14 protein-coding genes and 1 tRNA gene are annotated in these 15,178 nt (G+C 49.4%); 7 read left to right on the top strand and 8 right to left on the bottom strand.

The window, feature by feature from the left end; genetic code table 11:
* Positions 1–80: 80 nt before the first annotated feature.
* From AC097W_RS08675 to AC097W_RS08655, 5 genes are read right to left on the bottom strand one after another with little or no spacing between them, the layout of a single operon-like run.
* On the bottom strand, positions 81–905 hold the full coding sequence (locus AC097W_RS08675) for a hypothetical protein (protein WP_479602108.1): 825 nt from the start codon (positions 903–905) through the stop codon (positions 81–83).
* On the bottom strand, positions 886–1,539 hold the full coding sequence (locus tag AC097W_RS08670; protein ID WP_479602107.1) for a hypothetical protein: 654 nt from the start codon (positions 1,537–1,539) through the stop codon (positions 886–888). The genes AC097W_RS08675 and AC097W_RS08670 overlap by 20 nt, the downstream gene beginning before the upstream one ends.
* Positions 1,536–3,173, bottom strand: coding sequence for a YfjI family protein (locus tag AC097W_RS08665; RefSeq protein WP_479602106.1), 1,638 nt, complete (start codon positions 3,171–3,173; stop codon positions 1,536–1,538). The genes AC097W_RS08670 and AC097W_RS08665 overlap by 4 nt, the downstream gene beginning before the upstream one ends.
* Complete coding sequence (locus AC097W_RS08660; protein ID WP_479602105.1) at positions 3,170–3,991, bottom strand: toprim domain-containing protein; 822 nt, start codon at positions 3,989–3,991, stop codon at positions 3,170–3,172. Before AC097W_RS08660 ends, AC097W_RS08665 begins: the two co-directional genes overlap by 4 nt.
* Before the next feature lie 30 nt (positions 3,992–4,021).
* Positions 4,022–4,267 carry a helix-turn-helix transcriptional regulator gene (locus tag AC097W_RS08655; protein ID WP_479602104.1) on the bottom strand — a complete coding sequence of 82 codons (246 nt, stop codon included), beginning with the start codon at positions 4,265–4,267 and terminating at the stop codon, positions 4,022–4,024.
* Between the two features lie 125 nt (positions 4,268–4,392).
* Here AC097W_RS08655 and AC097W_RS08650 point away from each other — a divergent pair, with 125 nt between their 5' ends.
* From AC097W_RS08650 to AC097W_RS08640, 3 genes are all read left to right on the top strand, one after another.
* Positions 4,393–4,974: a hypothetical protein gene (locus AC097W_RS08650; protein WP_479602103.1), complete on the top strand. Its 582-nt coding sequence runs from the start codon at positions 4,393–4,395 to the stop codon at positions 4,972–4,974.
* Positions 4,975–4,985: 11 nt separating this feature from the next.
* Complete coding sequence (locus AC097W_RS08645; RefSeq protein WP_479602102.1) at positions 4,986–6,179, top strand: tyrosine-type recombinase/integrase; 1,194 nt, start codon at positions 4,986–4,988, stop codon at positions 6,177–6,179.
* A gap of 233 nt (positions 6,180–6,412) precedes the next feature.
* Positions 6,413–8,176 (top strand): retron Ec67 family RNA-directed DNA polymerase/endonuclease, encoded by a 1,764-nt coding sequence (locus AC097W_RS08640; protein ID WP_479602101.1) that lies wholly within the window; start codon positions 6,413–6,415, stop codon positions 8,174–8,176.
* A 222-nt stretch (positions 8,177–8,398) separates the two neighbouring features.
* On the opposite strand, the gene AC097W_RS08635 is transcribed toward AC097W_RS08640, so the two are convergent.
* From AC097W_RS08635 to AC097W_RS08625, 3 genes are all read right to left on the bottom strand, one after another.
* Positions 8,399–8,474: transfer RNA gene (locus AC097W_RS08635), tRNA-Asn, on the bottom strand.
* A 37-nt stretch (positions 8,475–8,511) separates the two neighbouring features.
* Positions 8,512–9,570, bottom strand: coding sequence for a tyrosine-type recombinase/integrase (locus tag AC097W_RS08630; protein ID WP_479602100.1), 1,059 nt, complete (start codon positions 9,568–9,570; stop codon positions 8,512–8,514).
* Between the two features lie 42 nt (positions 9,571–9,612).
* Positions 9,613–9,840 (bottom strand): DUF4224 domain-containing protein, encoded by a 228-nt coding sequence (locus AC097W_RS08625; protein ID WP_479602099.1) that lies wholly within the window; start codon positions 9,838–9,840, stop codon positions 9,613–9,615.
* A 687-nt stretch (positions 9,841–10,527) separates the two neighbouring features.
* Between AC097W_RS08625 and AC097W_RS08620 the strand changes: the two genes are divergently transcribed.
* The 4 genes from AC097W_RS08620 (at position 10,528) to AC097W_RS08605 (ending at position 15,022) form a co-directional block, all read left to right on the top strand.
* A complete protein-coding gene (locus AC097W_RS08620) occupies positions 10,528–11,766 on the top strand; it encodes a hypothetical protein (RefSeq protein WP_479602098.1) in 1,239 nt (412 codons plus the stop codon).
* Positions 11,767–11,990: 224 nt separating this feature from the next.
* Positions 11,991–13,127: a ParB/RepB/Spo0J family partition protein gene (locus tag AC097W_RS08615; protein WP_479602097.1), complete on the top strand. Its 1,137-nt coding sequence runs from the start codon at positions 11,991–11,993 to the stop codon at positions 13,125–13,127.
* A gap of 258 nt (positions 13,128–13,385) precedes the next feature.
* On the top strand, positions 13,386–14,594 hold the full coding sequence (locus AC097W_RS08610) for a plasmid recombination protein (protein ID WP_479602096.1): 1,209 nt from the start codon (positions 13,386–13,388) through the stop codon (positions 14,592–14,594).
* 98 nt (positions 14,595–14,692) lie between these two features.
* A complete protein-coding gene (locus AC097W_RS08605; RefSeq protein ID WP_479602095.1) occupies positions 14,693–15,022 on the top strand; it encodes a hypothetical protein in 330 nt (109 codons plus the stop codon).
* Positions 15,023–15,178: the final 156 nt, after the last annotated feature.

Raw genomic sequence — 15,178 nt, 5'->3', positions numbered from 1 at the left:
AAAACCCATGAATCGGGCTGTAACCCGCATGGATGCTGGGTTCTGGACGTTTTGCGTATTGCTGCAAAGTAGGCATGTTTTTACGCTGCGCGGCTGCTTCTGAGGTCTCTCAGCTTGATCAGCATCGCCAAAGTGCGCTCAAACTTGCGATCCAGGTGGGTTTCGTAGCGCGAAAGCTTCTCCAGTCGGTAGGCTTGCAGCCCCTCACCAATTGTTTGGTTCACGATAGCGTCGTGGTGGCGGGATTCCTTTTCTTGTTGGTAGACAAAGGGCGTGACGTGCTCAGTGATGAACGCTGCTAGACCCGTGGCATCGGCTGTGTATTCCTCGTCGTCCAGATAGTTTTGCCACCACTCGCGGGTGTCGGGCAACAGGGCGCGCAGGGCCTTGTCATAGGCGCGGTCGCCGCCTTTGCGCAGGATGGCGCTGGCCTTGCTGGTGGCATCAATGTCATGTTTGGCGCTTTGATGACTTTCGGCCACATCCGCCGGTTTCAAATCCATCAGGTCTCGGATGTCCCTGTTGTCGCCCGACAACCCCATTTCAAACGGTGCTGCCGCTGGAATGACGGTCTTGGCGCTGCGGGCGGATTCCTTCAAACCCTTGTTGATGGTGGCTCCCTCCGCTTGCAATACCCGGCGCTTGCGCCAGATGACGCTGGCCAGCTCTTCAATCAGGTGCTGTTCAGTTGCGCCCGCTGGCAAGTGTTCGTCCATCAACGAGTTAACCAGGCTTTCATAGTCGGCATGGCTTTCGTGGCTGAGCACGGTGTAGCGGCTCAGGATGCCGTGTTTGAGGGCGTTGAAGCGCACCACTTCGTAGGGCTGGGCTTTTGGGTCGGCCATAAGGGGGGCAGGGGTGTCGCCCGCAGTCAGGGTGGATAAATCAGCGGTGGGCGTGGTCATCGTCTTTTCCTTGGGGTGATGATGTGTGGTGCGGCGCGAAACCGTCGCAGCGTTGGAGTTGCAAAACCAGATCAGCAGGCAACTGCGCGTCACGCGAACGAATGGCGATACCAGCAATCTGCCAATTGCCACAGCGCCAGCTAGACTGCCCGTAGCCAGACAAGTGCCTGCACTCCAGGCAAAAACGCCGGTCGTCTGCTTCGCGGTCTCGCACCACCAGCTTGTCGGCTAGCGCTTCGCCTTCGGTGACCGTCAGCCCCTTGTTGGTGAACCGGTGCAGGCGCTCCGTGAACAGATCAATCTCCGCGCCATTCATGGCAGTGGAATGTGGCCAGCAGTGGGCATCAGGATCGCTACCGGGTAATGCGCCCGCCGCGACGATGGATGCATCCAGCGCCAGCGATGCGGCCAGCAGCAGGGGCGACAGGCCCGGCGGGCGGACGGTGCCTATATCAACCGTTGCAGTCATGGGCGTGGGCGCTGGTGCCGGGTCATTGGCCGCTACCGTTGCCCCCTCGTTTTTTTGCAAAGGTGCCAAAGTGGGGGCTACAGAAACTACAAAAAGGGTTTCTGTAGTTTTTGCAGCGTCCTTCTCGGGCGTTTTGCCGGTTTTCAGCCGTGCCAGCCAACTCATGCTGCACCGCCTTTGAATACTGCCGGGTTGATCAGATAGCGGTCACTGGGTCGGCCCCTGCCCAATGGGTCGGCGCTCTGAACCACGTCCCGGCGCAGGTAGTCGAAGTCCACCAGCACGTCGGCGGCCTTGCGCACTGCATCTGGCGTTGCCAGCCCGGCCCAGTGTTTCAGCGCCACCTGCCGAGGTGTGAAGCTGTCTGGAATCACGCCATCACGGTCAGCCAGCTTGCCACTCTTGATCTTGACCAACAGCGTTGCCGCGTTGGTGGTTTCTGGGATCACCGCCGCTGCATACAAGCGGTTGGCGTGGCTGCGCAGGTAGTCGCCCATGGCCAGCGCCCGAACCAACTCTGTTTCGTGGACGATGCCGCCGTTGTCGGGGGTGTCAATCAAGGCAAAGATCAGCGCCAGCGCCGGTATCAGCTTGCGGTACTTGGCCAGGTGCGAAACCATTGCCGGGTGCAGTTCCTCCCCGCGAATCTCGTTCTCGAACGGCACGATCCATTCAATGAACAAGGCTTGCGCCTCGGGGCTGAAGCGCCAGATGACGGCCTCGGTATCGGTGGCAGGCTGCAACTGTGCCAGTCGTTCAAATACCGCCCAGGCAGTCTGCTTTGCTGGTGTGTCAGGCCACTGGTCAACGTATTTGAACTCGCCTGCAATGTCAGGCCACACTGTCAAGCCAAAGCGCTGCAACAAGCCGTCATCGCCACTGCCACCAGCGACTGCATCACGCACATACTGCTGAATCTTGCCCGGCTGGGTGCCGCCCAGCATGGCCAGACAGACGCGCGGAATGTAAGTGGTGCCACGAATGATTCGAGAAAACTTGTAGCCCTGATTGCCGTCATAGCCTTGCAGGTAAAAGCCTCTGGAGCCTTCTTGGCCGGGCTTGTCCAACGAGGTCAACAAGCTGTAGAGTTCATCGCGGTACGCCAATAAGCCCCACGGGTTTTCTTGCAAAACTTCACCCAGTTTTTCGACAGTTGCATCGTTTTCGATGTAACTGCGCGCAATGGGTTCTGGCGGGGTATCACCGGGTTCAAGCAACTGCCGTGCTGCTGCCGTGTCGCCCTTGGCTGCATGGCCTTTGGCTTTCTTCTCGTTGGCATCGTCCTGCATGGAGGACACCTTGCAATCAAGTTCCCATGAGTCATGGGCGGCCTGCCACAACTCCCGCTCATTAGCCTCCAGGCGGTTCAATGGCCGCATCACTTCACCCAGCGCGGGGGACTTCATCACACCGGGCCTGCCCACGATCAGCGCCCATAGATTCGGCACCACCTGCCAGTCAACCCGTGCTTTGGGCTGGATGACGTGGCGTGCGCCGATCAGGCTCGACAGCGCCGCAATTGCGCCCACGGCTGGAAAGTCTGGGGGGCACTGCATCAAGTGGGCAATATCCATCACCCAGGCCCGCAAAGCCACGGGCAACAACTCTGCATCAAAGGGCTGCACTGGCGGTAGGGCATTGGGCAGTGGTGTTGGGTCAGGCCATACATCATTTATGCCTGTAGCCCCCGTGGAATTTGCGTTAGCAGCTACTGAATTGATAGCGGTATCAATGCACTCTTTTACCGCGTCTGGCCCCGCCAATAGGTGCAAGTCGTTGAAATCGGTCATGTTGTTCATGCCTCCGCCGCCGTGAACACGGGCACGGCCACAGTGGCACCCGTGGTTTGAGCCGCTGCCGTGGCTTTGGTCATGCCGGGGTTTCCGGGGGTCTGGTGGTCGTCGTCAGCGGCGATGATGATTTTTAGAGCCGGGTACTTGGTGCGCAGTGCCACGGCGACCGCCTCAAGATTTCCGGCATTGAAGGCGACCGCGACGGCGTGGCCGGTGCATTCGTGGATGCTTGCGCCGGTGGCGTAGCCCTCACACACGATCAGCGCGCCCTTGGGTTTGCCGATACCGTAGTAACAGCCTTTGACCCTGCCGCCCGACATAAACATCTTGGTGCCGTCCAGCGCGATGGTTTGTAAGCTGTGCACGGTGCCTGCTGTGTCGCGCATCGGGATCAACAGCTTGTCGCCTTCAATCTTCGCGCCGTGGGGCTGGATGCCTTTGCGGGTCAGGTAGTCGTGCTGGGTGCAGGGTGTGGCTGCTGTCCAGCGCTTGAGTGCGTCGGCTGCTGCCAATTGCTGGCGCTGTGCCAGGTCGTCTTCACGCTGGCGCTGCATAGCCTTGACGCGCTCAAGGTGCGCGATCCGCTCCGCTTCGGTCATGGATGTGTCCGCCTTGCTGCACCAGTTTTGCGTAAAGCTCGCGCGCCAGTCGCCAAATGCCCCTGCGGCGATGCCATCGCTGTGCAGCATGTACCAGCCGTTTTTGTGGGTGGGTTTGCCATTGGTGCTGAAACGGTGGATTACGCCGTCGTCAATGATTTCAGTCGGTGGTGTCAGTCCCGCCGCTGCAATGGCCTGCCTGAATTGTTCGATCAGGTCGTTCATGGTGTGCCCCTTTTGGTCCGTGGGGGCCAATTAGGAGGCGGCGTGTTTGGCCTGGGCGGTGCTGGTCATGCGGCCATTGGCATTCATCCAGGCATCAACATCGGACTGAAAGTAAAAGACGCGACCGCGTTTGATGAACCTTGGCCCATTGCCGTTGCAGCGCATCATGGCCAAAGTCTTGTCAGAAAGGCCGGTGTACTTCGAGGTATTGCATGTATCCATGCGGCCATCCGGGTAAGTGACTACTTCGATGGATTTGATTTCTGGGCGGGTCATGTAGATTCCTTTATGTGTTCTAAGACAGCACGATAATAATAAAGCAATACATAGATTGTCAAAGAACCTTTGTGGTGATAGAATTTTTCAGAAGGTAATAGAACCTTTGAACGAAAGGACATCACATGGCAACCGAAAATCCGGAAAGCAAACGCAAAGTAGGTGGAGGCAAGCTCGCTCGATCCGAGACCGTCACCGTGCGGCTTGACCCGAAGTTGCGTTATTTGGCGGAACTTGCTGCCTTAAAGCAACGGCGCACCGTATCCAGCTTTATCGAGTGGGCTATCGAAGACAGCCTAAGTCGGGTGTATCTCCAAGAGGGCGGCTATGGGAACGATCCAGGCACATCAGTTGCCGACGTGGCCGCCAAACTTTGGGACGTTGATGATGCCGACCGGTTCGCCAAACTCGCGTTGACATATCCAGATCTACTTACACACGATGAGCAGAAGCGCTGGAAGCTAATTCGTGAAAACGGTTATCTCTGGAAAGGTCAATACGCCAAGATTGGCAGCAAATGGACATGGCGAGTCGAAGAGGACTCGTTGTGCTTTGACCGACTTCGTGCATGTTGGGATGACTTTTGCAATGTTGCACGCGGCGAAGCGGCGCGGGATATTTTGCCCACATGGCCGGAAAACAGACCCGCCCCCTCGACCGCCACCAAGTCGGACATTGACGACATGTCAGATGACATCCCGTTCTGATCGGTCAAATCATGTCCAAAACCTTCACCAAACTCACCCGCCCGGCCATGCGCAAGCTGGCTGCTGGCGACAAGCTCAACGAGCACGGCATCACATTTGAACGCCAAGCAAACAGCGACGGCGTGTTCAGCGTCAATGTCATGGTCGACGGCCAGCGCATTCACCGCGTCATTGGCCGCGAATCCGACGGCACCACGCGCACGCAGGCTGAGGAATTTATCGACAAGGCGCGCCAAGACGCGAAGGCGGGTCGTCTGAACCTGCCCAAGGGCCGAAAGCTGGCGCTGACGTTCACCGAGGCAGCCAGCCAATACCTCGCCAAGCTGGTGCAGGAAGACGGCAAAGACCTGCCCATGAAGGGCTACCGCCTGAACATGCACCTGACACCGTTTTTCGGTGATACCCAGCTTGCCAAGATCACCACCTTTGACGTGGAACGGTACAAGAAACAGCGCGGCAGCGAATTGGTTGTCCGCCCCAATGGGCCAGGCGGTAAACCATCCGTCGGCGGCGAAACAAAACCGGCCACGATCAACCGCGAATTGGCGGCGCTGTCGCACCTGTTCAGCAAGGCGGTGGAGTGGGGCTGGGTGGATCACCGACCCGCCACCATCAAGCGCTTGAAAGAGCACTCGGGGCGAATCACCTATTTGACGGTAGAGCAAATCGAGCGGCTGCTGAAAATGGCCGAAGGCGACCAGAACCGCCAGATTCACCCGTTCATCAAGATCGGCCTGGACACCTCGATGCGCAAGACGGAAATTTTGAGCATTCGGCGTGAGCACATCAACCTGCAACAGCTTGTCATCTACATCCCCAAGGCCAAGGCCGGGGCGCGTGAGCAGCCCATTACCGCCGACCTTGGTGAATACCTTGCTGCCTACGTCGCCACCTTGCGACCTGGCGAACAATGGCTATTTCCATCACCGGCAGCCAAGGACGGGCGCACGGTCAATCTGGACAAACCATTTCGCCGTTGCGTGCTGGCGGCGGGGCTGGATGTCAAACAGGTGGTGCGCCACACGTTGCGCCATACCGCGATCACGCACTTAGTGCAGGCCGGTGTTGACCTACCCACCGTGAAGCGGATCAGCGGCCACAAGAACCTGAGCATGGTCGAACGCTACAGCCACCAGAACGGGGCGCACATTCAAACGGCGATGGATAAGCTATCGGAGCGATATAGGGGGAAAACGTCTTTTTGAGCACGCCGTTTGAATGCCAATCCAATGAAGTTGGACCCCCTCTTTTACCTAGCAGAATAGATAAACTAGAATGAACACCGGCCCCCAGATAGATTTTTGCCGCTGTTTCGGCGGCATGGCCGAAACGGGTAGAGCCATTGCGCTCTATCTGCCTTGCGCTGTACCCTCAGTGCTTCCTCTTGCTTTGCATAAGAGTTTCTGGGGGCCACTTTCACTTGTGACTGACTCTGACAATGTCGCAGCTTGACCGCCTTCGTAAAGCGACCTGCCTTGATGACCTCGCGCAACTAGTCAATTTCAAGCCGCAAGCCATTACCTACATTCTTTTCAAACTCACAGACACGCAAAAATTCACTGAGTTTGAAATTTCTAAGCAATCCGGTGGAAAACGAACGATTTCGGCACCAACGGAAAGACTAAAAAGACTGCAAAAAAATTTGGCAGATTTGCTGGCAAATTGCCTTTCTGAAGTGGAGGCCACCGGAGAGCGAAAAACTCCGTTCGTGCATGGCTTCGTTAAAGGAAGATCAATCGCCACAAATGCCAAGAACCATCGAAACAAGCGATGGGTTTTGAATCTTGATCTTCACGATTTCTTCGGCACCATTAATTTTGGTCGTGTTCGCGGTATTCTGATAAAGGATCGAAATTTTTTATTGCATCCAACAGTTGCAACACTGATTGCGCAAATTTCTTGCTACAAGAATGCACTGCCACAAGGCGCACCTACATCACCGATCATTTCAAACATAGTTGGTCGACCACTCGACTTGAAGCTCGTTGACTTGGCCAAGAGGTATGGTTGCAGTTACACGCGCTTTGCCGACGACATTACGTTTTCAACCAACAAAACTGATTTTCCTGAACAGCTTGCAAAACTTGCAACTGATACCACGCACGATTGGGTCTTGGGCGACAGAATTCGCGAAGCGGTAGTGAAAGCTGGGTTTGTCGAAAACCCCAAAAAAACTCGGCTTCAATACTTCAAAAGTCGCCAAGAAGTTACGGGACTCGTGGTCAACAAACGAGTCAATGTCACGCGGGAATATCGCAAAACAGTTCGCGCGATGCTTGACAGACTCGTGACTACTGGTAAGTTTGAAATGCAACCGGCCCGTGTACACCGCATTGCTAACAAACGCACAAAGCAAGTTGACCCTTTACGTCAACTGCAGGGCATGCTTGGCTTTATTGATTGGATTGACTTGCGATCCACCGCCAATGCGCGGCACCTATCTCCAGAAGCACAGGCGCACACAAAGACAAAATCTCACCGCCTGGAAGGCTTAACTTCACAGGAAAAACAGTACCGAAAGTTTTTGCTTTACCGCAATTTCTTTTCCGCCAGTCAGCCAATGATCCTGACAGAGGGGAAAACGGACAAGACTCACCTTCGAGTTGCCGCGATACAACTTGGGAATGGATATCCCGATTTGGTGGATGTGACTGGCTCGCCCCCGACCCTTTTGTTTCGCATTTTCCCCAGTCTGGCTCGCAGGACAAACGCGCTGCTGGGACTGTGTGGTGGCACCTCTGATTTGGCGGCTTTTCTGCACGCATACAAAGCTGAAACCAAGAAATTCGATGTGCTTCAGATGGGCCAACCACTCATCGTGGTGGTGGACAAGGACAACGGCTGGAAAACGATAGGTGGCGCGATTGGAGGCGGTGCCAATGGCAGTCAGACCTTTTATCACGTATGCACAAACCTGTATGTGGTTTGCATACCGCCGCCACCTGGAAAGCCAGAGGGTTGCATTGAAGACTTGTACAAGCCAGAGACACTGAGTATCGAGCTTGATGGCAAATTGTTCGACAAATCAAACAACACAAAGGACAAAGGAAAGCACTATGGAAAAACAGTTTTTGTAGAAAAAATTGTTCTCCCGAATGCAGCGAAAATTGACTTCAGTGGATTCAAGTCTTTGCTGGACAGGTTGGCCGCCGTCGTGCAGGAACATAAGAAAAAGCATTCCAGTGCGAAGATGGCTCTATGAGAAATGCAAGTTCACCAAACATTGGCCCAGGCTCCAAAACTGTGCTGATTCACTGTCGCATGACCCGTCGGCTGACTCCCTGAACTTTTTGGTAGCCCTTGACGGTTTGAACTGATATGGGTTTCCTGACGCAATTACACAGGAATTACACTTTCAGGCCACAAAAAGAAAAGCCTGCTAGCAATTAAGTAGCAGGCTTTCTAGTGCCCATAAGGCTTGTCATGGCTCCTCGACCTGGGCTCGAACCAGGGACCTACGGATTAACAGTCCGGCGCTCTACCAACTGAGCTATCGAGGAATATTCATTGTGTAAGCCTCGAATTATAGCCCACTTTTCACACCTCTTTTTCTAATACTTTCTTGCGGCTCTTCTTCTTTGGTCCCTCTGGAGCGCTTTGAGTATTAGAAGGCTCCATGACCCTTCCGTTCGCTTCAACCGGCTTGCGCGTGTGGGTTTTGATGTAGATTTCTGTGACTTTGACGCTGCTATGACCACAAAGTTCGCAGATGATCTCCAATGGAACCCCATCTTCATGCATGTCAGTTGCGCCCTTTGCTTTGTGATCGTACAGCGCGTAGTCGCGAACAGACGAGTCTTGAACGTGCCTGCGAAACATTGAGGCGAGGCCCATTTCTGTGTACGGCTCACCATCTCGTGTGCAAATCAGGTATGGACTACTGACTTCGCGGCCATCTTGAACTTCTTTGAGCGCTTTTTCGATTTCGTCATTCAATATGATCGACATAGGCTTTTTGGTTTTGGATTGCCTGAAGCTTAAGATCCTTTGCCCCTTCTTTTCGCTGATATTGCTATGAGTCCAGGCAAGGACATCGGAAGGCCTTTGTAAAGTGCGATAGATCAGCACCATCATTGCTCTCACGGGGGCACTGGCACGCTGATAAACCTCTTGATACTCATCGTCGGTGATGTAGCGGTCTCGCGGTGTCTCGCTGTTCTTCTTTACCGATAAGCAGTAATTTGTTTTAAGTTTGCCAAGGCTGTACTCAATCATCCAAGTCATGCAAGAGCTCAGTGCTGACTTCTCGCGGTTTGCGCGAACAGGTCGATCCAATTGAACGCCTATATCCAAGTAGTCACGGATGTTTACGGCTTCGATTTCAGCCGGGAACATTTCGCCGAAATACTCCGTTAGGTATACAGTGGCTTCCTTGTAGTCTTCAACTGTTCGGTAGGCCAGTCCACCTGTAGCCACCTTCTGATCAAGATAGACGTGCCACTTTGTCAGCCAGTAACCCATAGTGCCCAGCGTTGGACTGTCAGCGTTGAAAGCTTCCGCCTTCTTAGTTGCAACGTCCAGATCGCGCCCCAGACCCTCCCATTTATTGTTGTGGTGCACGTAGTAGAACTGGCCAGATTTCAGGTAGACACGCATTGGTAGCCCCTGCCCAGGGTCTTTTCGAGGTCGCCCCATGGTTTACCTCCCCAACTTTGCAAGGAGAGCTGCTTTGTTTGGCGTAGTACGCGCCTTGGCGATCGCTTGATCAGCCAGTTTGAAGACCGAATCTCGATCAACGATAGGACGACCATTTGGCTTCTCCTTAAAGGGAATGCCAAGTTTCTTTAGGTGCTTTTTTTGAGCGTGGGGTTGGATCAATGGATCGCAAAGTTCGGCGACTTCATCGTCGCTTAGGAAAGGGCGCATGTTGGAAGAATTACATCGGCAGCAGAATTGCTACACGATTTGCGGACTTTATTCCACCATTATCGTTCCGTGTTGTAAATTCATCAAAAGTGTCTTATTTTGTTGACTTTTAAAAATAAATAACACTTTTTCTGAAAAATCATGGATTCTGTTGGGGTGACGGTAAATCCAGAGTTTTCTGCAATTGATTCATACGTAGCACCGCATTGATTGATGCTTGAAGCGCGTACTGAATGCCAATTGCTGGGTAAATACCGAAGGCTATTTTAGCAGGCTAACCACAAAAATCTATTGTACTTTTTTAACATGCGGAAAAATGTTAATTTCATTGGAAAAATTGCAATTTCTAGGACATCAAGATATCAAGGTATAAATGTATCAATGCATTAAAAAATCAAACGTCAAGAACATACATCATTATCATGATGAGTGTGATCATATGAAATTTAGAAATTTAAGAGGAAATTCAAAAAAAGTAACGGAAAGACAATTAGATTGAAACACATCCTAATAAAGAATATAAAGAAATTCGCCCTCGCAATTTTTTCTGGTAATCTAAGTTATTTGAAAATAAAGTTGCATTAACTTCAAAAATTGCAACCATTCATTAAATATTTTTGGCAAACTATATTTTAGTTGAGGCAAAGTTGCTCAATTAATCATTAATGTCAAAAAAGGAGAAATTTAGTGAAAAAAATAGTCGATACGAAAACGGTAGATGAATCAAAAAAAATAAGGAAAGGAAAGAAGGAGGCTTCAAATACTGGATACTTCCAATATTCATACCCGCGGATAGTAGAAATAGCATGCAATCCAGATCTTGGATTACACGGTGTTCTTTCTTACCTGGTCTTAGCTGGAGGAGTAAATGGCGAGGATGCTGCAAATCCACGTGCCAGCAGACATTGGAGAAGAAGTGTTTACAAAAGGGCTGGGCTTTCAGAGAGTCTTGCTGAAGTAGCGATTGAAAAGCTAGTTAGATTTGGATACATAGAAAAACTGGAAAAAGAAAATCCTAATTTAATGTTTTACTACACTTGCAGAGTTGATCCTAAATACGTCACTGATTTATCGTGTTTATCGCAAAAAATATTTCATTCTGAAGAAGAAAATTTTAAAAATGGAAACGTCGGAAGTCTCCGGCATTTTTGTAAAAAGATTTCTCTAACGAAGAGAGATATCACAAAAGATCAGCAGCGTCTAGATGCAATAATGCTATTTCTTGCTCTTCACGAACATCAGGATTTTTTCAAATTTTCAGGAATTGATCCTAAAGTGGTGAATTCACAATTTGACGATGCAGGCCCTGATTTTTTGGAGGATTGGCCTTCATGTATTCCTGTACAAGGGACTGTAGACTGGACTTTAAATCACGTAAGAGCAAATCCGGAAGAGAAACTGTGGAACCATGATTTTTTGCAAAACGTTTTCTCCTGTTTACCGGAATTTAATGCAGGGATTCAGATGGAAGATCGCATTAAAGTTGCAGTTGAGAATCTTGTAATTGCAGATCTTTTGTATTCGGCTCACGTGTTGTGGTCGGACGATCCACTTGAAAAATTTAGTCAACCAGGAGCGAAACCCCTATATGTTGTATTTGTCGAAAATTCAAAATCACCGGACTTTGAAATTTCACTTCATGAATCAATAAATAAAACATCAATTGCAACGAAAACATTAGAAGCAACGCAAATTTATGGAAATGGAAATAAAAAATCATTTCTTTACAAAGATGGTTACTTTGGATTTATGGTTGACGGTGAGTATGCGGAGACGGCTTTAATGGTAACAATTTACCGAGCACGGTGGTGGGCATCAGATGCGAAAACTATGGGATCAATTCAAGCTTGTTCAGACCGAACAGAAGAAGCTGAAAATTCGCTGGAAAGTGTAGTTGTATTGGCTGAGAGTGGCGAATATATTTAATTTAATTTAAATGCATTAAATAAAAGCACGCTAACTATTAAAATATCAACATTTATTATTTCATGCGATTATACTTAAATAAGTGGCATCGATATGTCACATTAAATTACTAGCAATAAAAACAGCAGACGCTACCGAATCAGCGAAATATTCGGGCCCACCGACCTTTTTAAACCAGATAGAAGCGGGCGCTATCACATTGAAGCAAGTTACAGAGATGTAGCTTGTTCTTAGTTGAATTTTGTTCCTTTCTGACATCAATATTGACGTCCGAATTGAATCAATTTTCGCCTGTCTTTTATTTTATTTATATTGGAAAATTTATGCCAAAGCGTTTTAGCCGCGTTCGAAATGAGCGCACCAACAAAGATTCATCTGAGGATGAATATTCGTCTGATGTCGCAAAAGATTTGATGTCACACCTGACACTCATAAAGCCTGAAATTGACTTGTTATTGGACATTGAGATAGATGAAGTTCCGAAAGGTAATTTCACTCCATCAACTGTTGTGCAACTCAATGCCAATGACGTCGTCCCCTCAAAGTGGGCTGACCGTAGTGAGGCTTCCTATGCTGACAGTGATTTTGAAGATCTTCGCACATCAATACGAACTGGTCATACCAATACTGTCCCTATAAAAGTGCGCCCAATTCGAACCGTTGGAGTCTCCAACGCTACGGGTCTTCCCAGGCAAGTTTATGAAATTGTTTATGGCCATCGGCGACATAGAGCGTGCGCACTTGCACATGTACCTGTAACTGCAATCATCGTCCAATTGAGCGATCGTGATTTGATTATGGAGATGTTTTCTGAGAACAGTCTTCGCAAGGATTTATCACCGTTGGAGCAAGGTCGACTGTTTCATCGCATGCTGCATACGGACAAACTGTTCGAGTCGCAGGCGAGAATGGCTGATGCACTTGGACGTGATCGCGGTGACGTGTCGCGATGCATGACTCTGGCGTCGCTGCCTCTGGAGGTTACAAATGCGATTGACTGCCCGAAGGATCTAAGCATTCACAGTGCGGACAAGCTCAGTGGGTTGTTAAAAAAGGATCCAGAAAAGTTACTTGAAATCGCCAGGGAAAGCCTTGAGAAATCTGGCCCTATTTCAGCAAGAGATTTTGTTGATGTCGTTACAGCCAAGACGCCAGCATCTTCAAAAAAATCAGCTTTTAGTCAGCCAATGCAGATATCTGTTTCAGGATACCCAGTTGCAGAGGTAAAAATTAACAGTAAGGGCGAGATTACTGCAACTTTAAAAACAGATCAGTCGTTTGAAAAGACTATCGATTTGCGTGAAAAGTTGGTTAAATTTTTACAAGAATTGCTGGCTGATGTTGTTGTACCTGCTTCTTGATTGAGTTTATTTCAAGTTAAAAGAAGTTGATCAATCATCTTCTCCGACACCAATTTGAAATTCCTCTTCATAGAATTACCACTAGCCATATTTTGTGGCTAGTAGTGAGAATTAAACATTAGCTAAGTCTGTTGATATAGCTAATGTATTAAGCGTAAATTTAATTTATTCGATCGCGAAATTATTAGATGACGTAAACATGTGATTCGTTAGTGTAGAAAAATTTGCAAATAAAAAAAATAATAGGAATGCAAACAAATGTCAAAAATCAATCAATCTATTCCTTCGCTGACTAGGCGGGGCGAAACGAAGCCGAATAGTTCAATTTCTACAGTAACGAAATCTACGTTACCGAAGACTCCCTCGAATTCGAAAATCAAGGGCGCGACCGGAATTGGTTCCGCTCAATTCGTGCACGAAACTGGTTACGCAATCACAAAAGGACAGCGGCGGGCAAAGGTTCTGACCGTGGATGGTGTTCGCAAGAGCGTAAAGGTGGGCAGAAAAAAGGCTTCTGCACGCGATGTAATCGGCGAGGCAATTAGGGAAGCCCCAAAATACTTCCTGCATATTGACGCGCCACAGCCAGCCATCCATTTGTGGGGCAAGAAGCCGGAGGAGCTGGTTGGCTGGTATGAGGATTTGCAACGGAGGGCCGCGGTGCAAACTGAGACCATGACGTTCAAAAAGACAGGCAAGCTTGTAACGCGTAAGCAGAGATCTTCGACTGTAGTGATGATCGCTTCGGTTTTCAGTTACCCAGAAAAGCACGACCTCGACAATCCAGTCTATGCCAAATGGGTTCGTATGGTTACCGCATGGTGCAAGCGGCAGTATGGCCGCAACCTCGTCTCCGTTATCTGCCACCAGGATGAAAATTATGGTCACGTGCACTGCATTGCCCAGAATGGGGCAAACCCAGGCGCTTCAGTGCGGCACCTTATGGCCGGATTTTCTGAAGTCCAGAAAGCCAAGGCAGAGGGCATCAAGGGTCGAGAGCTGGTCGGTATTTACAACCAAGGTTACGTCCAAATGCAAGACCACTTTCATGCTCGCGTAGGAGTGAAATGCAGTCTTCATCGAAAGAGCGAATTTCCAAAACCAAGGCTCGATTACCGCAGCGCCAAGGAGCTAAGTCTTCAACGTGCAGAAGTTGAGCGAGAAGCCCAGGAGTTGATGGAACAAAAAGCGCGAGTGCGCGAAATTATTTCGATTGCCAATGCTGAAAATCAGGCGCTCAATTTCCGCCTGCAAGAGCAGCTGGGTCGAGCTGACGTCATGGCACTCAGTGCTGCAAATGACGCGATGCTGAAAGAAGGGCTTGCGGCTGCTAAAGATCGTGACTTGTCGTTCGCAGAGGCACTCCAGGCGCAAGTTCAAATGGGTGAAATTCCACAATCCGCGGCTAAATACGTATTGAATTCGGTCGGTATAAATCTAAATACCATTAATAAAATTGGATTTTAAGTAAATTGTATTAAATATACATGCCAATATCTCGAAAATCACAACATTTAATTTATTAATAAATATAAAATTGTGTTTAAGTTAACTATTGGAGTTTTATGATTGAATCGGATATAAAAAACCTACTGAAAAATTATGATAAATTCTTAAGAATTTATCCTGGTGAAAAAAACGGAAGCGTTGGATTTGTGAGAAAAAATCTAAAAGTCAAGCACTTAGTTGCTGCGCGCTGGATGCAGGATAAAAATGGAATGATTGTTGATTCTCATAATCTCAGTGATTTAATTGAAAATTATAATCTTTACCATGAAATCTATGATCATCCTGTTGTTGTTAGTTCCATAAAAATTAAAGATGGTAAATTTAATCCAATTCATTTGATGGGATTTTTTAGATACGTTTATTGTGATGAAGAGTACGCCGTTTAATTAGTGGCACATCAGTTATGAATTGATAGTGAAATTCAGGTTATCAAAATTTCACTTTACGTCACATATATTATTTTTAACGCGCACTGTGCGCATAGTTCAAACCATAGTCAGCAAAACGCTGACACCGCACCTCGGGTACAGGGGTTGGGAGAT

This window comes from Rhodoferax sp. GT1R46 (genome assembly GCF_056521285.1).
This window is presented reverse-complemented; position numbering and strand designations above follow the sequence as displayed.